This is a genomic window from Pseudoalteromonas sp. THAF3 (assembly GCF_009363775.1).
In the GTDB taxonomy this organism is placed as follows: Bacteria; Pseudomonadota; Gammaproteobacteria; order Enterobacterales; family Alteromonadaceae; genus Pseudoalteromonas; species Pseudoalteromonas ruthenica.
Genome location: NZ_CP045418.1, coordinates 3,070,434 through 3,090,883, shown reverse-complemented (window position 1 = coordinate 3,090,883; position 20,450 = coordinate 3,070,434). Strand labels below are relative to the sequence as shown.

The 20,450-nt window shown below is 46.9% G+C and carries 20 protein-coding genes; 10 read left to right on the top strand and 10 right to left on the bottom strand.

Features of this window, described 5'->3' with window-relative positions:
* The first annotated feature begins 131 nt into the window (after nt 1–131).
* Nucleotides 132–653: a hypothetical protein gene (locus tag FIU82_RS14505; protein ID WP_152441368.1), complete on the top strand. Its 522-nt coding sequence runs from the start codon at nt 132–134 to the stop codon at nt 651–653.
* A 60-nt stretch (nt 654–713) separates the two neighbouring features.
* Here FIU82_RS14505 and FIU82_RS14500 read toward each other — a convergent pair whose 3' ends face one another.
* From FIU82_RS14500 to FIU82_RS14475, 6 genes are all read right to left on the bottom strand, one after another.
* The gene (locus tag FIU82_RS14500; RefSeq protein ID WP_045979385.1) at nt 714–1,262 is read right to left on the bottom strand and encodes a sugar transferase; all 549 of its coding nucleotides are present in this window, start codon (nt 1,260–1,262) and stop codon (nt 714–716) included.
* A 51-nt stretch (nt 1,263–1,313) separates the two neighbouring features.
* Nucleotides 1,314–2,204 carry an NAD-dependent epimerase/dehydratase family protein gene (locus tag FIU82_RS14495; protein WP_216651815.1) on the bottom strand — a complete coding sequence of 297 codons (891 nt, stop codon included), beginning with the start codon at nt 2,202–2,204 and terminating at the stop codon, nt 1,314–1,316.
* A 65-nt stretch (nt 2,205–2,269) separates the two neighbouring features.
* Nucleotides 2,270–3,043, bottom strand: coding sequence for a glycosyltransferase family 2 protein (locus tag FIU82_RS14490; RefSeq protein ID WP_152441366.1), 774 nt, complete (start codon nt 3,041–3,043; stop codon nt 2,270–2,272).
* 206 nt (nt 3,044–3,249) lie between these two features.
* Nucleotides 3,250–4,122: a DMT family transporter gene (locus FIU82_RS14485; RefSeq protein ID WP_152441365.1), complete on the bottom strand. Its 873-nt coding sequence runs from the start codon at nt 4,120–4,122 to the stop codon at nt 3,250–3,252.
* 175 nt (nt 4,123–4,297) lie between these two features.
* Nucleotides 4,298–5,422 (bottom strand): DUF4785 domain-containing protein, encoded by a 1,125-nt coding sequence (locus FIU82_RS14480; RefSeq protein WP_152441364.1) that lies wholly within the window; start codon nt 5,420–5,422, stop codon nt 4,298–4,300.
* A 9-nt stretch (nt 5,423–5,431) separates the two neighbouring features.
* Nucleotides 5,432–6,286, bottom strand: coding sequence for a hypothetical protein (locus tag FIU82_RS14475; RefSeq protein WP_022945011.1), 855 nt, complete (start codon nt 6,284–6,286; stop codon nt 5,432–5,434).
* Between the two features lie 227 nt (nt 6,287–6,513).
* On the opposite strand from FIU82_RS14475, the gene FIU82_RS14470 reads away from it, so the two are divergent.
* On the top strand, nt 6,514–6,897 hold the full coding sequence (locus FIU82_RS14470) for an MAPEG family protein (protein WP_152441363.1): 384 nt from the start codon (nt 6,514–6,516) through the stop codon (nt 6,895–6,897).
* 79 nt (nt 6,898–6,976) lie between these two features.
* On the opposite strand, the gene FIU82_RS14465 is transcribed toward FIU82_RS14470, so the two are convergent.
* From FIU82_RS14465 to FIU82_RS14455, 3 genes are all read right to left on the bottom strand, one after another.
* Entirely contained in the window at nt 6,977–8,176 is a 1,200-nt protein-coding gene (locus FIU82_RS14465; protein ID WP_152441362.1) for a M56 family metallopeptidase, read from the bottom strand.
* Nucleotide 8,177: 1 nt separating this feature from the next.
* Nucleotides 8,178–8,555, bottom strand: a complete 378-nt coding sequence (locus tag FIU82_RS14460) for a BlaI/MecI/CopY family transcriptional regulator (protein WP_022945014.1) — start codon at nt 8,553–8,555, stop codon at nt 8,178–8,180.
* Nucleotides 8,556–8,616: 61 nt separating this feature from the next.
* Nucleotides 8,617–9,315, bottom strand: coding sequence for a pseudouridine synthase (locus FIU82_RS14455; RefSeq protein WP_152441361.1), 699 nt, complete (start codon nt 9,313–9,315; stop codon nt 8,617–8,619).
* Nucleotides 9,316–9,415: 100 nt separating this feature from the next.
* Between FIU82_RS14455 and FIU82_RS14450 the strand changes: the two genes are divergently transcribed.
* The 8 genes from FIU82_RS14450 to FIU82_RS14415 all read left to right on the top strand — a co-directional run bounded on the left by FIU82_RS14450 (nt 9,416) and on the right by FIU82_RS14415 (nt 18,259).
* Nucleotides 9,416–9,721 (top strand): DUF6482 family protein, encoded by a 306-nt coding sequence (locus FIU82_RS14450; protein WP_152441360.1) that lies wholly within the window; start codon nt 9,416–9,418, stop codon nt 9,719–9,721.
* Nucleotides 9,722–9,849: 128 nt separating this feature from the next.
* Nucleotides 9,850–11,331, top strand: coding sequence for an FMN-binding glutamate synthase family protein (locus FIU82_RS14445; RefSeq protein WP_152441359.1), 1,482 nt, complete (start codon nt 9,850–9,852; stop codon nt 11,329–11,331).
* 96 nt (nt 11,332–11,427) lie between these two features.
* Complete coding sequence (locus FIU82_RS14440) at nt 11,428–13,128, top strand: alkaline phosphatase D family protein (RefSeq protein ID WP_152441358.1); 1,701 nt, start codon at nt 11,428–11,430, stop codon at nt 13,126–13,128.
* A 104-nt stretch (nt 13,129–13,232) separates the two neighbouring features.
* On the top strand, nt 13,233–13,472 hold the full coding sequence (locus FIU82_RS14435) for a VF530 family DNA-binding protein (protein ID WP_022945019.1): 240 nt from the start codon (nt 13,233–13,235) through the stop codon (nt 13,470–13,472).
* Between the two features lie 87 nt (nt 13,473–13,559).
* Entirely contained in the window at nt 13,560–15,290 is a 1,731-nt protein-coding gene (locus FIU82_RS14430) for a DUF4153 domain-containing protein (RefSeq protein ID WP_152441357.1), read from the top strand.
* A gap of 2 nt (nt 15,291–15,292) precedes the next feature.
* Nucleotides 15,293–16,066 (top strand): amidohydrolase, encoded by a 774-nt coding sequence (locus tag FIU82_RS14425; protein ID WP_152441356.1) that lies wholly within the window; start codon nt 15,293–15,295, stop codon nt 16,064–16,066.
* Nucleotides 16,067–16,137: 71 nt separating this feature from the next.
* Complete coding sequence (locus FIU82_RS14420; protein WP_152441355.1) at nt 16,138–16,794, top strand: glutathione S-transferase family protein; 657 nt, start codon at nt 16,138–16,140, stop codon at nt 16,792–16,794.
* A gap of 55 nt (nt 16,795–16,849) precedes the next feature.
* Nucleotides 16,850–18,259, top strand: coding sequence for a mannose-1-phosphate guanylyltransferase/mannose-6-phosphate isomerase (locus tag FIU82_RS14415; protein WP_152441354.1), 1,410 nt, complete (start codon nt 16,850–16,852; stop codon nt 18,257–18,259).
* Here the strand turns inward: FIU82_RS14415 and FIU82_RS14410 are convergent.
* Nucleotides 18,256–20,415, bottom strand: coding sequence for an ATP-binding protein (locus tag FIU82_RS14410; RefSeq protein ID WP_152441353.1), 2,160 nt, complete (start codon nt 20,413–20,415; stop codon nt 18,256–18,258). The two genes, FIU82_RS14415 and FIU82_RS14410, sit on opposite strands and share 4 nt — an antisense overlap.
* Between the last annotated feature and the right edge of the window lie 35 nt (nt 20,416–20,450).

Genomic DNA, 20,450 nt, shown 5'->3' with positions numbered 1-20,450 from the left:
ACAGAGGCTTTCTCAATTAATCGCTGAGCTTCAATAGCGTAACTAAGCGAATGCAGAAAAGGCGGGCAGCGACAACAAGTAAGGGAAGATGCTTGCTCTCACCTTTAAAGTTAAACCAGGAGATTTAAACAATGAAGAGCTATCGCTTTTTCGCTTCGATTATTTTTCTTTTATTAAGCCAATTCGTTAGTGCTTCTGATTGCCTCGCTATCAAAGTTACTAAGCCTATTGAGGTTGTTAATAACAAAGCCGATGTGGATTTTACTCAGGTAAAGCTTCTCCATAAAGATAAATCAGGAATTTGCTTGCCGACCCAAGACACTTATATTCTCAGTTACGATGAGAATAAGGTGCCATTTTTGGCTGCCAGGATACAAGGGCACACGCCGAGTATCACTTTCGTCAACAAAGACGGTGTTGATTATGCGCTCGTGAAGTATCACTCGGGGAATAAGCTACTGGTTTTGAAAGGGTTTGTGTATAAACATTCTAGCCTGGAAGCGATCGGCGACTTTACACTGACGAGTAATATCAGCCGCATAGAAGTGAGTGATACCGATATCACCGTCTATAATTCAGAGCGTCATGAAGACGATGTCACAATAACGTCGACTACCTTTGGCTTCGATACATCGGGTACGTTTATTAAGTAGTCGACATAGATGTTTTGGCTCGGCATTCACCTACATGCGTCTTGAGCCATAAATATTGTGTTATTTCACCCTATCGCCTTGTCCGTTACCCACCACAGTTAAAAAGATGTACTTGAAGTATTTTTTTAAGCTCATGGATTCAATCATTTTCTTGTCAGTCGTAGCTAGTAGTTTGGGAGTTGACATATCTATCTCGCTAACTTGGGCTAACCCAGTTATACCAGGTCTAACGGAGTAAATATCTAATTTTTCCCTTTCTTCCGTCAATTCAATTTGACTAAATAACCCTGGTCTTGGTCCTACAATGCTCATTTCTCCTCTCAGAACATTCCATAGCTGAGGAAGCTCATCGAGCTTTGATTTCCGAAGAAACTTCCCCAGTTTTGTTATGGAATTAGAACTAGCTAGGTGGGTGGCTACAGACTTCGTGTCGACTGTCATTGTTCTGAACTTTACTAGTACAAACTCTTTTTTATCCTTTCCAACTCTGACCTGCGAGAAAAGTGGCGAGCCGGTATCAAATAAACCAATGACATATATGACAAGTAGGATAGGTGAAAATAACATAAGCCCAAATAAGGCGAATAAGAAATCTAAAGTTCGAATCAATTTTATACTCTCTGTTTGTTTTGTGTTTTTTTAAACTTTTGATACTAGTGATCAAATTTTATTTGATTCATGAAAAGCAGACTTTTCAAGAGATTCCTCAATAGTGAGAGGCGGTTTCCAGTCTAATAAAGATATGGATTTATTCATTTCTATCGTAACGTTTGATGTTATTTTTTCTAAAGCCTTTTCTTTTCCAATAAGCTTTAAAGCAGGGCGTAAAATAGACCACGGCAAAGATATTAGTAAAGTGCGTTGCTTATAGGACGATATAATCTTATTTACGAAGTCTGATGTGCTAATGTCCTGTTCGTCACTCACTAAAAATACTTCATTTGCCGCATTAGGGTGTTCTATAGTAGCTTCGATAAAGCTAACTAGATTATAAATGGATACAAAGCTTCTCTGGTTATCAATTCCTCCCATAGGAATAATAGGAGTTTTCTTGACTAATCTTACTAGCTTTTGAAAGTTTCCTGGAGCAAAAGGCCCATAAATTAACGGCGGGCGAATTATAACGTATTCCATATCAGATGAAGCACAAATAGCTTGTATCTCTTGCTCGGCTAAATATTTTGATCTTGAGTAGCTTTCTTTTGGGGCAGGTATATCGCTGGCTGTAAAAGGGGTGCTAGATGATGAGCCATTAACACCTATAGAGCTAAGCTGAATAAAGCGTTTACACCCAAGCATTGCAGCTTTTCTTGCCAAATATTTTGTTAGCTCTACATTGACCTTTAAATAATCACTCTCTGTAAGCTCGGGTTTATGAGCCGCTCCTGCGAGGTGAATGAAAACATCGCATGAAGAGTTTTTTAGCGCATCTTCTAAGGCAATAGCGAAGTCATCGGCGTAATAATGAGATACACTTTTATGTTGAAATGAGACTAAACTTTTCTTTCTGTTAAGGGTAGATATTTTATAGCCTGACTCGCATAGTTTCATTAGCAGGTTGTTTCCTACAAAGCCGGAACAGCCTGTCATTATTATATGGGGCTTTTTAGAAACGCTCATTTTAGAAAATAGTTATTGTAAATGGAGGGGCTAAATTTTTTTACGCACACTATACTTAAATAACATAAAAGATTGTAAGAGCTTTTAGCAACTGAGCATTTTCCAACATCTCTCAATATCTGCCAATAAAATTTGATGGCATCAACTTTGCTCTTTGATAAAGAGCCACCTCTGATTCTATATTGAGCAAGAGATGATTGCAGTCCATATGCCTGTCCAGTTAATTTAAGCAACTTAAGCCACAGAGCATAGTCTTGCCTCTTCCTATACAGAGGCATACTCTGTTTGCCTAGCCTAGCTGTGTCATACATCACTGTTAAACACCCTATATAGTTAGACTTAAGAAGATCACTAAAGCTAACTTTTTTAGGGCATTCAACTTCGTTTAAGTACTTACCAGTCTCACTGATATTTGAATATCCAGTGAAGCAAAATTGATATCCATTTGAAAGCATGAAATCAACTTGTTGTTCTAGCTTTTCTGGACTCCATAAATCATCTGAGTCTAAAAAGGCGATAAACCTTCCTGAAGCCATATCAATCCCTCGATTACGAGTCCCCGCTCCACCCAAATTGCATTCATTTACGAGCAGCTTTATCCTATTGTCGGCTAAAAAAGGCTCCACTTTACTAATGGTCTGGTCTGTTGAGCGATCATCGATGATGATTAGCTCCCAGTTACTATATGTTTGTTCTATAACTGACCTAATAGACTCTTCAATATAGTCTTCGACGTTGTAGGCAGGCATTATGATAGATACTGATTCCATTTAACTCTCATAAGCTTTAGTAGATAAAGCAAAACTGATTCCGGCAAAGGTCTGCAAGATTTGTAAACGGCTATTATAACCTGACTTCTCTAAGTTTATTAAGTAATCCCTTGTTACCTGCCTTAAGTTTTTGTTTCTCTATTGCACCTACTATGCATAAGCGTGAGCAAGACTAAAGTAAATATTTAAACACATATAACCCGCTGTTATCCCCACATCACTGCAATTGCTGCTATAGCAATCAGCAGCAGGCCTAGGCTGTCACGGCGTTTTACTGGCTGTTTGAGCCATAGATAGGAGATTAGCATGGTGAAAAATACCTCCACTTGGCCCAAGGTTTTTACATAGGCGACGTGCTCTAAACTCATCGCACTAAACCAGCCAATAGAGCCAATGCAGCTGGTTAAGCTGATCCAAGCCGTTAGCCGCCGATATCGCCATAAGCTTAATAATGCGGGCCGATCTTTATAGCCGAGATAGGCCAGTAAAATGAGGGTTTGCAGGGTAATTACAAACAATAAAACCCAAGCAGCACTATGCGGAAAGGTCAGTCCTGAACTGAGACTCGCTTGGCGCACCCATAAAGAGGTGAGGGCGAAACTACCGCCACAGGCCAGCCCCAGCAACACCGTTGGCCCATTGAGAGCGCGCAAGCTTGGGCCCGACAACAGCATGACCGCAATGGCGCCGAGAATAACCCCAAACCAGCCCAGTAACGAGAGCGTTGAGCCAAAAAATAACATACCTAAAATAGCCGCGACCAAGGCTTCGCTCTTTGCCAGCCCTGCGCCCACAGCGTAGTTGTTCATTTTGAATAACCGTACAATCAAGGCGGTGGCGAGTATTTGCATAAGCGCTGCGCCAACGACGTAGTAGAGTAAGGTCGGTGATGGGGTGATCAGCTGGGTTGGTTGAACTTGGTAAAGCACAACAAGATAAACACCAGCGAGTGGGCCGGCAACGATAAACCGTGCAAGGGTGACCGCAAGGCTGGAGGTATGGCAGCTCAGCTGGCTCTGCAGAGCGTTGCGCCAGCTTTGCGAAAAGGCCGCTAACAATGTCAACAACACCCAAGCCATGAATTCAACCAACAAGAAAAACTTTAAGTTATCATGGTGTTGTAGCGTTGGCGAATGAGGAAATTAGATACTCATTATTAACCAAGGTAATAACTACCCCAAGGTACTTGTAGGCGTAGGTAGGATAAACCCAATACCAAGCCAAGCCTGATATTGGGTGCATATCATCGTGCGCTTAAAACCCGGCTACCGGGCCTTTAACAAACTTCTGGGTGGGGGTGAATTTCAGCATCCGAGTGTGGTCACTTAACTCAACATCCACCAACTTGAATGGCCCCGTTGCCGCTGTGGCAACATCGAAAGGCAGGGTAAAGGTATCAACACCTTTTATCGCTTTCGCGACCTCGACAGTAGCCAGCTTGGTTGCCTTACCTGCTACCATTCCTTGCAGCGTAGCGCGAATAGCGTAACGGCCTTCATCACTCACATTCACCGGTACGCTGGCTTGGAAACGGTTATTACCGAGCGCACTTACTTTTGCGGTTTTCATGGTAATAGTGTCTTTACTATACACAAAAGGCAGTTTTATGGTGCGTTTAACCTGTTGGCCGTTAATGTTTACTGTGGTGTCGGCTTCTATTTCATAAAATCCTTGCGCCGCTCCTACATGCTGTAACGGCTGGCTGAAAATCACTTTACCATTGGCGTACCGAGCAGAGAGTTGTTCATCCACCGGGCTGTGAACGCGCAGCGAAACATTGTTGGCAGCCTTGCTAGCGTTGCCCTGCTGCGCCATAGATAAATCCATAGCAAGAGAACGCTGTTGTTCATCGACCCTGAAATCGGCGTGGGCTTTCAGTGCATAGGGCGAACCTTTCTCTACCACATGCACTAAGTATTGGTCATCGTCACCCAGTGGCTGAGTACTTTGTAGCATCGGTTTGCCCTGCGCACTGACATTTTTGAGTTGAATGGCAACACTGCCATCTTTAAAGCCCGCTTGGTGCATTTGTTGCTGTGCAGCTATACTTTTTAGCGCCAGTGTGGCGTTAGTTTTTGCATCTCGCAGTTGCAGTTTATCCATTTTCAACTGCTGCGGTTTAATCACAGTGCCGCTGTCAAAACGTGCTTTTGGCGCAACGCGGATGAGGTGGTCGGCTTGGGTTACGTGCACAGCCACACCTTGTTTAAGCTCTCGACCACTGACCGTTTGCCAGTATTCATGGCTGCTTTTTGTTAACTGTTGCAAGCTGGTGTTGTCGCCTTGATATACATTAGGCCACTGATATATGGTTTGTTCATTGGCCATTGCGGCGCTGGTCATCATCGCCAGAGCACTCAGGGTTAGTGTGTATTTCATGTCTGGCTCCTATATTCTGTTTTTCAGCATATCGCCCAGGCCAAAGCAGTCGCGACGACTTTGCTGGTGGCTTAGTGGCTCACTGCCACGGGTGCGTGATTTATCGGTAAACCATACCGAGCCCGCTAGAGCTTGAGAACTGCACTCCAGAAAGCCGTCGGAGCAGTTATCAAGCCAGTTTTGCGTGACCTCTAGGCCAACTTGATTTTGATAACCACCGCAATAACTATCCGAATCCCATACCGCAGATTCAACGTCGCTGCCGATCACGGTTTCAAAACGTGAGGGGAGGGTTGGGCGATTCGGCGTACCTTTTAACCACTCGGCATTATAAGCAGCCATCCAAGACACTTGTTGTTGTTTTACTGCGTCATTGCCGTAGCCGAGGATCCAACCTAACCCTTGTTCAAAGGTGTTACCGGCAATCACCGCATCGGCCAAAGGGGTGCCGCCACTGGAAGGGGCCAAGGCGATGGTGTGATTGACTTTATTGATGATACTTGGGTAACGGCTATCCCACGTGGGGTTGGAAAGGATCCAACGCACGACATTGCCGCCGTTTGAATGAGTGATCAGCGTTAAGTCAGTAATATTTTTGTTAGCAATAAAGCTGTTTAATGAGTCGGCTAGGCAACCTGCGGCGCCTTCGGCCCACATAAACTGCTCAAAGTCACAATTAATCACCGTAAAGTTATTGGGGTTGGCAATGCCTTGACGAACCTTATCAACAAAACCACTGGTCCAGTAGTCGTTATAGGCATCGCTTTGCTGGCCTGTGCCGTGAATGAAGGCAACGCCCTCAGTTGCAAAAACGCCTTGGCTCATTCCGAGCGTAAGCGCGAGAGAGATTAGTTTTATTTTCATGTGTGTTCCTGTTGATTGTTATTTCCATCAGGGTAGAGGTGTGACCTCCGATCAGAAAATAGACTAAAGAGGTACAATTGCAAGCTGAAATTTACAATTATTTAACCTTGGTGTCTGTTTTAGGGGCTAAAATAGGAGCTGTGATGCGTAAAAAACAATAACCTAGCACCGGGCTTATCATTGGATTAGGGTAGTACCAAGCCTGTGGCCTTTAAAAAGGAACGATTATGAGTGTAATAGTTGTGTGTGCGTTGATCGCCTGTGTGTTACCTATACTTGCCAAAGCGCCGCTCGCTTGGGCGCAGAACCAGCAAGGGGGGTACGATAATCGCCATCCTAGAGCGCAACAACACGCGCTTACCGGCTTTGGCGCAAGAGCATTAGCAGCGCACCAAAATAGCTTCGAGTCCCTGATTATTTTTGCTGTGGCATTAGCTGTGGTGATTGGCGCCAATAAACAAGCCGCAGTTATGGATACCTTAGCTATCAGCTATATTGTTGCGCGGGTGTTGTACTGTCTTTGCTATTGGTTTGATTTACACTTGTTGCGCTCATTAATTTGGGCGGTTTCCTATGCCTGTCCCATTGCTATGATCGCACTGAGTATTTAGCACTTTTCTGGTGTTAACGAAAAACACAAAGCAAGCACCTAATTTAAGGGGCTTGCTTTGTGTTTTTGTTGGTCGCGAATTAGTGCGAAGTGACGTTAATGCGCTCGGTTAAATCAGGCAATTGCACGTCGTTGCTGAGTTTGAAATCAAGTTGCACTAGGTGCTCATGCTCAGGATCCGAATAAGGCTGGTACTGCCATTGTTCAAGCGCACGCACCGCCTCTTTGTCAAACACTTGGGCCGGCTGTGATTTCACCACCGTGACATTGTTCACCGAACCATCTTGCGCAATTTGGAATCGCAAAACCACAGAACCGGAAATGTTTTGTTCCGCAGCCTCAATTGGGTACTTTGGTTCTATGCGCATCACTGCTTGCGGTTGGTCGGTTTTGTCTTGATTGTGCCCTTCACCTGCTTGTGTTGTGGCAATCAGCGTTAGGCTCGCGAATGCGAGTAAAATACTCAGCACTTTAGCGACGATATGACCCCGATTCGCCGATTGCATATTATGTAAGCGTTGTAACATCATGTTTTTATCTCCGTAGTATGAATAAGCCAAGCTGTGCAGTTGCGAACGACTCGCACACTCGACCATGGATTTGCCATACAGCAAGCGCTGTGTGGCTGATTTGTTTGCCAATACCAGTTCATCGCAGGCCAGCTCTTGGGTGCGTCTTAAGCTGAAGTATCCTAGCCATATTAGTGGGTTGAACCACATTAAAATCACACAACCTAACGCAGCGGCATTAATGATGTTGTCATGGCGTCTTAGGTGCACATGCTCATGTTCAATCATCAAAGCCAAGGTGTCGGGGTTATGCTGTGTTACCAAATAGCTAGGTAGCACAATACGTGGCCTTATAAAGCCGATAAGCATGGGGGAGCTTATTTTTGTGCTCTCGTAAATAGGCAGTGATGCATTACTTACGCTGGCAGTGCTGGTCAGTTTAGCGCCTATGCGGCGTTGGAACTGTGCATGCTGCAAGAAAACACCTAGCAATAACACTGTGACCACAAACCAATAAGCGATTTCCCAATTCATGCTAACCTGCGTACTCGCTTGCTGCAGAGGCGTCACGATGTAACTGTTTAGCACTGTCGGTGATGCCACTGATTGGCTGAGCTCAACATGGTGCGCTATGAGCGCTGCAGGAACCACAAGCCACAGGCCATATATAAAACGGGCGGTCAATGATTTAAGGGCATAGCGCTCGACAATAACAAGTGTTATTAACAACGCAGAGAGCCAAGCTTGTTGGGCGATGATCCAGGCAAACATATTACTTTCCTTGTTGGTCTTCCCACTCTTTTATAACGGCTTTGAGTTCGTTGATATCTTGCTGTGACAGTTGCTCTGTTTTCGCAAAACCGCTGACTAATGGCGCAATACGGCCACTGAAAAATCGTTGTATTAGGCTTTTACTTTGCTTGAGGGTATATTCTTCGCGGCCAATTGTGGGTGTGTAACTGTATAAACGGCCCTGTTTTTCAAAGCTGACCGCCTGTTTTTTTACTAGTCGGCCTAACAGCGTTTTTATGGTTTTTTCATGCCACTGGGTGTCGTCGCTCAGGCGTGCAACCACCTCGCTGGCTTTCGCTGGGTGGCCTTGCCAAAGGGCTTCCATAACGGCAAATTCGGCTTTCGACAACTCGATCATAGTATTGCTCACAAATGTAATTCTTAAACTAAAGATTACACTTGTAGTCAATGTCGTCAAGTTATTTTTGTAATCCGTACACCTGCTCCGGTGTCAGTGCTTGAAAATGGTGTTCGTTGATCAGCTCGGGTTGCAGTACATAGTCTCCTATACGCACACGCATAAGGTCGGTAACCCGATAGCCGCAGTGCTTCGCCATTTTACGGATTTGCCGATTAAGCCCTTGGGTCAGGATGATTTTAAAGCGAGTTGTTGACAGAGGTTCGCAAACACAGGGACGCGTCGTGTGTTCGCCCAGAGTAATGCCACTGCGCATTTGCACAAAAAACTCGGGGTTTAATGGTTTATCAACTTCAACCCAATACTCTTTTTGATGCGCAAAGTCGGGGTGTGAGAGGCGTTGGCACAGCGCACCATCATTGGTCAGTATCAGTAACCCGCGTGAGTCTTTATCAAGGCGACCAACCGGGTAAACACGGGGTCCTGCTGGGAGGTGATGAATAAGACTATGAGGGTTGTGTGATTGCAGCTTGCAATCAATGCCCACCGGTTTGTGATAAGCAAAATAACGTTTCGGCGCCAGTCCCAGCACTTCCTCGCCATCCACGGTGACATGGTCATGGGGACTGACATGGGTAATGTGTTGCGCCAAGGCACCGTTGACTCTCACTCGCTCGGCGGTAATCAGTCTTGAGGCTTGTCGGCGTGAGCAAACGCCAGCATGAGATAAAAACTTAGCGACACGAATAGGCGGTGACATGATTATTACTGTAACTAACGGACAAGGCCATCATAGCATGCTTTAATCGCCATGGCCTTTGCTTACGTATAGCTTTAAACCTTAATGTTTGGAGCAAATCATGGGTATCGACTTTACTAACCTGCAGCATCATCAACCGATTCAAAAAGTAGTGATCCACTCATTGGATATGGCGTTGTATCAAGTATCGGTAGTAATCAACAATATTGAATACTATGTCAAAGACCCTCGAGGCGAGATCCTCAAAGCCATTAGCCCATTGCATATTCAAAAGCTGTTCGATGATATTGCCTATCACGCCATGGTACTGCGCCATAGCAGTGCTTACGATGAAATGTGCGGTCAGCCGACTCGCCAACAAGATAACACTTTAGAAGTGCCCTACGGCAAAAACGGTTATTACTAATGGTGCTGCGTACTTTTGTTTCAATCGCTGTACTCTGGGTAGAGATAAAATAACCCTGTTAACAGTCTGGTCAATTGCCTCACTATATGTAAATCTGCATAGCATTAGGGACAACAAGGGGTTAGCTGATGAGCGACTTTTTCATTTACGCCATCGACTTTTTGACCAGTCTGTTTTTACTGGCGTTGGGCATCATCGTACTGGTGGTGATTTATTTTTATATTGTTGATGTTAATCAGAACAAGCATGCAATTCGTCGAAACTATCCAGTTATTGGTCGGTTTCGTTATTTTTTCGAGCGCCAAGGCGAGTTTTTTCGGCAATATTTCTTCGCCATGGACCGCGAGGAAATGCCGTTCAACCGTGCCGAGCGCAGCTGGGTATACAAGGCAGCGAAAAATGTTGATCGCACCTCCGCATTTGGCTCCACACAAAGCTTAGACCCAGCCGGCACTATTATGTTTATGAATTGTGCCTTTCCCACCTTAGAAGAAGACGCCATCGACCCAGAGCCCATTGTACTCGGTGAGCAATCTCGCCACCCCTATACCGCGAAGGCGGTGTTTAATATCTCTGGCATGAGTTATGGCGCTTTATCTAAACGCGCCGTGTTGGCGCTATCGCGCGGAGCCCGTCAAGCGGGGTGCTGGATGAATACCGGTGAGGGGGGATTGAGCCCCTATCACCTTGAGGGTGGCGCCGATATTGTCTTTCAAATTGGCACCGCCAAATATGGGGTGCGTGATGAGCATGGCCAGCTCAGTGATCATAAACTCAAGGAAGTGGCGGCCCATGAGCAAGTGAAAATGTTCGAGATCAAAATGAGTCAAGGTGCAAAGCCCGGTAAAGGCGGGATGTTACCTGGGGTTAAGGTCAACGCTGAAATCGCCAAAATTCGTGGTATTCCTGAGGGCAAAGACTCCATTAGCCCGAATGGACATCCGGAAATTAAAAGCGTTAGTGATTTGCTGGATATGATAAACCACGTGCGTGAGGTGACCGGGAAGCCAACGGGATTTAAAGCGGTATTAGGGGAAACTCAGTGGCTTGAGCAACTGGTGGCCCTGATTAAAAAACGTGGCGAGCACAGTGCGCCAGATTTTATCACTATTGATAGCGCCGATGGTGGCACTGGCGCCGCCCCTCAACCGCTGCTGGACTCGGTTGGTTTGCCATTGAAAGAGAGCCTGCCTTGGGTGGTCGACTTGCTAGAGCGTAATGGATTACGTGGTCGTATTCGTGTCATTGTTTCTGGCAAGTTGATTGTGCCTTCCAAAGTGGCCTGGGCGGTTGCCTTGGGCGCTGACTTTGTGGTCTCGGCTCGTGGCCACATGTTTTCCTTGGGGTGTATTCAGGCGCTGCAATGCAACAAAGACACTTGTCCCACAGGGATCACCACCCATAACCCGAAACTGATGAAAGGGCTTGATGTGGTTGATAAAACTCAGCGCGTTGCGAACTACAATAAATATATTCACTATGGCATCGGTCTGATTGCTCACTCCTGTGGGGTGAATAACATACGTGGCCTGAATCGTCAGCATGTGCGCGTGGTGCAAGAAGACGGTTTGTCGCAAACCTTGGATGAGATGTACGCGCATTATAAGTAACGCCTAAAAGGGTGAGCTGCTGACTTTAACTTCTTTTTAACATTCCTTCGGTAGACTGTTTCTTTTAAAGGAACTTTACAACTTACCGAGGATATAATGAAAAAAACATTAAGTGTTATGGTGGCACTGTTCAGTAGCGCAGCCTTGGCTGAGCCCGAAGTGCACTATGAAGCGTGTAAAAAGCGCTTCAGCTATATGGGCACTGATTATCAAGGCACAACCGACAGAAATAATAGCGGTTCGCAATGGTGTTATTTACAAGAAGCCATAGACGGTGCGACATGGGGGCATGTTCGTAATGAAACTATCCCTCAATTTATGACCGTGCAGGGAGAGCGCTGCCAGGCCCCTTCGCAGTATCAAGGCGAATCTTTTTATGGATGTAGCACACGTAATCACAGTGCACCTTGGTGTTATGTTGCTGATGGCAGTTGGCAAGAGTGCGCGCCAGTGCCGCCACCTGAGCTACTTAAACATACGCAGCCGCAGCAAAGTAAACGTTTAGATCGCATTGCTTTGGGTTCGTGCTTCAAAACCAAGGGCGACATGCCAGAGGCCTTGGCGCGACTGATCTCTCATCAACCCGATTTATTTTTATGGCTGGGGGATAATATTTATGCCGACACCCAAGATATGAAGGTTATGCGGCAAAAATACGACGATAAGAAGCAAAACCCACATTATCGACAATTTTTGGCTGCACAAATCCCTGTTATGGCGACTTGGGACGATCATGACTTTGGCCGCAACAACGACGGTAAGCATTACCCCAAGCGCGAGCAAGCGCAGCAGGAGTATCTACGTCACTTCGATATCCCCGAAACTGACCCACGTCATCAGCAACAACAGGGCATATATGAAGCCAAAATGCTTGGCCCCAGCGGTGAGCGTACTCATGTGATCACCCTAGATGCACGCTACTTCCGTTCGCCCACATTTAGCCAATATGGCCAATGCGAGGGTGAGCAAAGTACCATTCTTGGTGAGCAGCAATGGCAGTGGCTAGAGCACCAGCTGCAACAACCAGCTCAAGTCACCTTAATAGCCAGTGGCATTCAAGTGCTGCCACCGTTACACCAACAACGTAGCCGCAGCAGCTATTGTGCTTATGGTGATGGCCAGGCCTTTGAGGACGCGCTCAGCAGTATGCAAGAGCAAACAATGTCAGGAACGAGTTATGAGTCTTGGGCAGAGATGCCAGCTCAACGCGCGCGATTGTTACGCTTAGTTCAGCAAGCCGTGAATGAAGGACGTACCCAAGCTGTTATTTTCTTATCGGGCGACCAACATTGGGGCGAACTTCTACAGAAAAAAATTCCCGCCAGTGCTGAGTATGGCAAAGCGGTCACAGTTTATGAGGTAACGGCCTCTGGGTTTGGGCAAAACTGGCCGTATCATATAGAAAACCCATTGCGTATGCCTATCTATGCAGATCATCAAGGCGACGGTGTTTATCGGCATCAGTGTCAACTGCCGTTTACTTACGCGGGAGTAACTTATCAAGGTTGTATTACTCGAGATCATGATAAGCCGTGGTGTTATACCGAAACCGACACAAACGGCCAAGGCGTTGCTCAGCAATGGGGAAACTGTGCTGGCAGTGGTACTCAGATCCCGGGTGGTGAAGTGGGCACGGTGAGCAATAATATTGGCCGCCTCAGCACAGGTAATCGCCATTTGATCAATAAATCGGGCAGCAACTATGGCATGGTTGATATTGACTGGCAGCAACGAACAATTACCTTATCCATTGAAACGGCTGACGAACAAGCGGTTTCTACCATAATAAACTTTTAGATTGAGACTAAATGATGCACAGCGGCAGTTTTCAGTCGCTGTGCATTGCGTGGTATTCTTAGCGTTATGAGGCCAATCGCGCCCTATTTAAAAGGCTAAGTACAATGGATAATCAACCCAATAACCCCCTGCATGGCGTTAAGCTGGAACAAATAGTGACTCGTCTAGTCGAGCATTATGGCTGGCAGGTGCTAGCGCAGCATATCAATATTAACAGCTTTAAGAATGACCCCTCGGTGAAATCATCGCTGAAGTTCTTACGTCGTACTCCTTGGGCGAGAGAGGAAGTAGAGCAGCTTTATATTAAAACCTTCCACACGTGGCCATACAACGTCCAACAATAATGTTATTCGTGTCCCGATAAGGATTTTGCGCAACGCGCTAAAAATAGCGTATGGTGAGTATGAACGACTAAGGATAGGAACATACTCATGACCCAGAAACAGCACTTTATTTTACGATGGCTAGTGCCTCAGGCTTTGCTGCAAAGTGCCTTGCTGGTGTGGCTGTACTTAGCCGTTGATAATGGCAACTGGCCAGCGCAATCGCCCACCTGGTTGGTGGGTTTAGTTACCCTGACTATCGTCTTTCCTGGATTATGCTACCTGCGATTAGAACGCGCAGGTTGGCGGCGCTTTTTAACTTTAGCCGTGCCCTACTCGCTGTTGTTGAGTGTGTTGGGGATGTATATCGGTGCGCAGCAGCCACAACAAGAGCTCTTTAATAACGACGCGTTGATTGTCACCTTTGTATTATGTGCCTTAATCACCACGTTAAAGCTACTTAATGTAGCCACTTTGTATAGCAGAGGCGAGCCGATCACCTATCGGCAGTTGTACGAGCTATCTTGGCAGCATTTTATTCAGTTCAGTTTATGTTGCTTCTTTGCTTTAGCTTTATGGCTTATTTTGCTTCTTGGTGGCGAGCTATTCAGCACCATCGGCATTGAAATTTTAGCTGATCTGCTCGATGAACCTTGGGTTAGTATTCCAGTGCTTACCTGTGCGTTTGCTGGGGCTGCTATTGCTCTTAGAAGCATGCTTTCGGCCGTCGAAAATATTGAAAAGCTACTGAAAATTTTAGCCAAATTTTTACTGCCCGTGCTTGCTGTGCTGGCCATTACCTTTATCGCCAGCTTGCCATTTACCGGATTAGAGTCGCTCTGGCGGCTGGAGAACAGCACCTTAATGCTGCTGTGGATGCAAGCGAGTTTGTTGTTCTTCTTTAATACCGTGTACAGCCGAACCGATGCTCTGTCTTACTATCACTGGTGGCGTGGGGTGATGCTATTGGCGCTGCTGACTTTACCGCTATACGCAATGTTAGCACATTACGGCCTGTGGCTGCGCATTGAACAGTATGGCCTGACAGTGAGCCGGGGGTGGGGAGTGCTGATCAGCGCCACCTTGGCATACTTTGCCTTCAGTTACTGCGGGGCTATCATCATCAAGCGCCAGCAGTGGCTCATTTGGGTGCACAAAATCAACGTTATCGGCTGCGCCGCATTATTTATGGCGTTGTTGGCGGTCAATTCACCGCTTGCTAATTTGCAACAGCTCAGTGCCCAAAGCCAAGTACACCGGTTGCAATCGGGGCAAGTCAGTGCCGATGAGTTTGATGTGTATTACTTTTACAGGGAACTTGGCAAGGCTGGCTTTGAGGCGCTGCAGCAAATACAACAGCATACTGATAATGACTCTCTTAAAGCGCGTATAGTTCGCTTATATGCTAATCGTGATGAACCCAGCGACTTTGAAAAATGGCAGTCACAATGGCTGCAAGGGGTGCGCATTGCCGGTGCGGCTAATCAACCTCCTTCCAGCTTGTTACAGTTTATCCATAGCAGTAACTTCTACAAATATTATGGCCAGGGGGCTTCTTTGTACCTCATCGCTGCCGATGTGAACCAAGATCAGCAGTTAGAATGGCTATTGCTGCACCAGCAACACAATTATCTGCAAGGGGTGATGTTCACCGAAAACCAGCAACAGCAGTGGCAGAGTTATCACTTGCAGGTGGCCAACGCCACTGACGATGAAGAGCAAATTAAGCAGGCTTTGGCTGCAGGGGAGTTTACTTTAACAACGCCGCAATGGCAGCATATCGATATAGGTGGGGCGCGTTTATCGGTGCCAGTAAATATCTATGAGCAACAGGAGTAACGATGTCGAAACTAACCGTCGCTTTGCTACAGCATGACATTCACTGGTTGGACGTAGAGGCAAACCTCGCACATTTAGCGACGCAGCTACAATCGCTACCAGAGGTTGATTTAATCTTGCTGAGTGAGACCTTTGCCACTGGATTCGCTGTCGCCGAACCAAATGTTGAGCGTCATAGCGAGCGCATTATTGCTTGGCTTAAAGACCAGGCCCAGCGCCGCCAAGCGGTTTTGTGCGCCAGTGTTATTAGTGCCGACGAGACAGGCAAGTTTAACCGACTATATTGGGTGCAGCCCAGTGGCGAGCTGGATTATTACGATAAACGCCATCTATTTTGCTTAGGCAAAGAGGGTGAGCACATGGACGCCGGCACAGCGCGCAAGGTGTTCACCGTAAAAGGGGTCAGAGTCCTTCCTCAAGTATGTTATGACCTGCGTTTTGGCGTATTCCAACGTAACCGTAATGATTATGATGTGATGGTTAATATTGCTAATTGGCCAGCTGCTCGGCGCGATGCCTGGGATACGTTATTAAAAGCCCGGGCCATAGAAAATCAGTGTTACGTGTTAGCGGTCAACCGGGTTGGTGAAGATGGTCAAGGTGTTGAGCACAATGGCGGCACCGCAGCTTATCGCTTCGATGGCAAGCTGCTCGCTTATGGCGAGGATAATAAGGCCCAGACGATTACGGTCACCTTGGATTTAGCGCAGCTAGAGGACTATAAGGAATCCTTTCCCGCATGGCAGGATGCGGATGACTTTGAGCTCAACTTGTAAACCTCTGGCCTCGGCATAATCACTTTTAAGCTGCTAGGCTAAGAGGATTAGCAATAACAAGGAGGTGTGCGGTGACTCAGATTACTCTTTTCACCTACGACTGGGTGCCAGAACTACCGCGTGGCTATGTGCGTGATTTGCGCGTACGTTGGGCATTAAAAGAAGCCGGTCTTGATTACCGCGTTGCCACTGTGGCGTATAAAAATAGAAGCGCTGAGCATTTTGCCCGGCAGCCGTTTGGGCAAATTCCCTGGCTCGAAGATGGCGAGCTGTCGGTGTTTGAAAGCGGCGCTATCTTGTTACATCTCGGCGAGAAAAGTACCGCACTGATGCCCAGTGTCGCCAGCGAACGGAGCAAGGTGATTGAATGGGTTTTTGCGGCGTTAAACTCGGTTGAAGCCGCTAGTTTACCCTGGTCTATTTACCAGTTCTGTGGTGATAGCAATGACACCCCAGCCCGACAACAGTTAGATGCCTTTTTACGCGCTCGACTGATGCACATGGAGCAAGTGTTGACGCAGCGGCAGTGGTTGGCCGCCGACTTTTCTATCGCCGATATTTTAATGGCCGATGTACTGCGGTTAGTGGCGCGCTTTGACGCCTTGGCCGAATTAAAAGCCTGTAATGCGTACCTTCAGCGGGCCTGTGCTCGGCCTGCATTTGAGGCGGCACTGCAAGAGCAACTAGCTCAGTATGGAGAGCCTTCTGCAGATCAACCCAAGGCTTAATCAACGCCATGAAGAACTGGTATAATTGTTATTCGATTATTAGTTCTGAGCTGGTATGTTGATTTTACCTGTGCTTTTAGCGGGCGGCAGCGGTACGCGTTTATGGCCGTTATCGCGCCAAGACCGTCCAAAACAATTCTTATGCCTAGATGGCGAGCATTCACTGTTACAGCAGGCTGCACTGCGAGTACAGTATCACTGCTTGCTGCCACCGCTGGTGGTGTGCAACGCCGAACATCGATTTATGGTCGCGCAGCAACTACTGGAGGTAGGCATTGATCCCTGCGCCATTATTCTCGAGCCACAGAGCAAAAATACTGCCGCAGCGGTGGCTATTGCCGCGCTGTGGGCACAGCAACATTATCCCGATGCCAGCTTATTTGTGACCCCGGCGGATCATGCGATTGCTAATCCCGCGTGTTTAATTGAGCGTTTACCGGCGTTAGCGCAGCACAGTGAGCAGGCGCTACTTACGTTCGCCATTGAACCCACGCGCGCCGCCACAGAATATGGCTACATTTTAAAAGGTAAAGCCGCAGAACAGGCGACCAATCTATTTCATGTACAGCACTTTAAGGAAAAGCCCTCATACGCGCTAGCGCAGCAGTATATCGAACACGGGAATTACTACTGGAATTCCGGTATGTTTATGTTTACCAGTGGCTGTTTTGTGCGAGAGCTAGAGCAACACCAACCACAGATGATGGCTGCGCTGCGCAAAGCGGCGCACTTTCACCGCGATCTTGATTTTGTTCGTATTGATGCCGATGCCTGGCAACACGTGCCCAGTGACTCTATTGATTATGCTTTGTTGGAACATAGCGAACAGGTGCTCACTTGCCCGCTGCCACTGCAATGGGCCGACCTAGGCAGCTTTGCGCAAGTATGGCAACACACAGAGCAAGATCATCATGGCAATGCGGTGATTGGTGAGGCGGTGCTGCAAGATAGTCATAACAACTTAGTGGTGACTGACGAGCATCAGGTGGTGGCGACCTTAGGAGTGCATGATTTGGCAGTAGTGCAAAGCGGTGATACCACCTTAGTGGCAGCCAAATCGCAGCTGCACACTATGCCAGCTCTGCTGAGCCAAGTCAGTGAGCAATACCCACAGCGACGTTTGCGTCACCGCCAAGTATTTCGACCTTGGGGCAGCTACGAGGTGCTCAATGAGGGGCCCGATTTTAAAGTAAAGCACATTATGCTTCATGCCAAGACGCGACTATCTTTGCAGCTACATCAACATCGCGCTGAACACTGGGTGGTTGTTAGCGGCACTGTGCTGGTGGAGATTGATGGCCAGCAAAGCCAGCTCAGCGCTGGACAATCAACCTTTATCGCTGCGGGACAAAAACACCGCCTGAGCAACGCCTCAAACACTGTCGCGCGGGTGATTGAGGTGCAAAGCGGTGCATACCTTGAAGAAGATGATATCGTCCGTTTTGATGATGATTATGGCCGCTAGACTTGGGCGCGCATTGATTTAAGGTACAGCTCTAAGCTTTGTTGCCATAACTCAAGGCAATCGCTTAGGTGAGTATCTAGCGGCTTATCCTCAAGCAATCGCCGTTCAATTTTCTTTAACGCCATGCCGTAGCGATTAAACCCGAGTTGCAAAGCTGTGCTGGCTTGGCGGTGTAACACTTTGATGCACTGCTCTTTATCACTGGCCATGAGTTGCTGGCAACGTAGCAGTTTGTTACGGGCTGAAAGCACGAACTCATTATAAATAGAGGTCAGCTCTTGCTCTTCAAAGGTATTGGCCATTTGCTCTGCGGCGGTTTCATCGTAGAGTACATCCTTAAGCTCAACGCTCAAATTAGGTGCTTGACTGGACTGCGAGTCACTTAATGCTTGGCGCAGCTTTTCTTGTTTTATAGGTTTGCCGACAATGTCTTTGATCCCTAAGGCCAGGTATTCTTTCACTTCATCGGGGCTGAGGCTGGCAGTGAAGGCTAAAAACGGCGTGCGATGATTGCGATGGTCGATATTCTTCAAGCGTCGGATTACCTCTTGGCCGCTTAAGTCGGGTAAATTCATGTCCAATAACACCACATCAAAATGATACTGCTGCATCAGTTCAATGGCGCTATGGCCATCGGTAGCGAGCTTCACTCGATGCTCGTCCTCGGCCATAAACTCTATGGCAATCTTTTGGTTAAGGTCGAGATCTTCTACTAACAACACATCAAGGCCGGTGAGGTAATGGGTCGTTTGCGGACGTTTCTCAACGAGGCTAAGCTCGCCCACAGTTAAGCGCATATCAAAGCTAAAGGTACTGCCTTTGCCAACTTCACTATCAATAATAAGCTGGCTGCCTAAGTGTTCCAGCAGCCGGCTGGTGATTGCTAAGCCCAAGCCAGAGCCGCCCTTGAGTTTACCGGCGCTACTTTGTACATAGGGTTCGGTTAAATACTGAATTTCTTCTTGTTCTATGCCGGGGCCTGAATCAATAACACTAAAGCGTAGGGTGTGCTCTTCTTGGCCTTCACGCAATAAATCTACCTGTAGAATCACTTCACCTCGGTCGGTAAATTTGATGGCATTACCTACTAGGTTAATCAGTACCTGTCGTATCTTTTGGTGGTCGCAGTAATAACAGGCTTGTCGCGGCAAGTTAAAGTTCAACTCAAACTTGACCCCTTTTTGCTCTGCCAGCGGGCTTAGCAACAAACACAGGTTATTAATCCAAGTGCGTAACTCTACGTCTTCTTCAAAGAGGGCTTCATCACTTTGGTCCAAGCTCGCATACTCAAGGACTTTATCAATGAGTAGGTTAAGCGACTCGGCTGAGTTGATAATGGCTTCACAATAGGGCTTGTTTTTGGGGTTATTGGATTGGTTCATGATCAATTGCGCACTGCCTAATATGCCATTGAGTGGGGTGCGGATCTCATGACTGACGGTAGATAAAAACAGGCCGCGAATTTCTAAATCTTTCTGCGCCTTGGCTGTGAGTTGATTAAGGTTAAGCTCGCGACGCTCGTTACAGAATAACGCCAAACCAGCAGCGTAGAGCATCGGCGCTAGCACGCCATTAATCAGCAGCGTCATACTAAACCAATCGTTACGGATCAGGCTGAAGCGGTCGATATCGCCAATCCAAATTGTGCGGGCGCTGAATATGCCTAAACACATCACCAAGGCAATTAAATACACCAAACTGGCACTGGGGTATTTATGTCGTCCGTAGCGAATAACAATGTAGGTTAGACACAGTGCTTCAGCAATATGTTGTAAGTCAGACAATAACACCCTAGTACGTAAGTTACTGTCGAAGAACATAAAGTAGGTAAAGCCAAGGAGTAAAAAGGCGCTAACGAAAATAAATAAGGTGGTAACAAAACCTTTGTAATCTAAAAAATGGCTGATTGCTAACACATGAATAATGGAGCCGAGCATAAAGCTAATGTTAGCCAGCACCACTAACGCCTGTGAGCCCACATCAACGGTGCTCTTCAACGCGAACAGTAAAATCGCTAATAACAAGCACACGGGATAAAACACGTACAAGCCAATACCGACAAAATTACGGTTGGCCCGCCAAGTAATAAAGTTCAACAGCGCCATAACAAATACGGCAGCGGCACTGGTGTAAAAAAGGGCTTTTGCGTCGAGCATCAACAAGTTAAAAGTTTACGTTAGATAGCCACTAC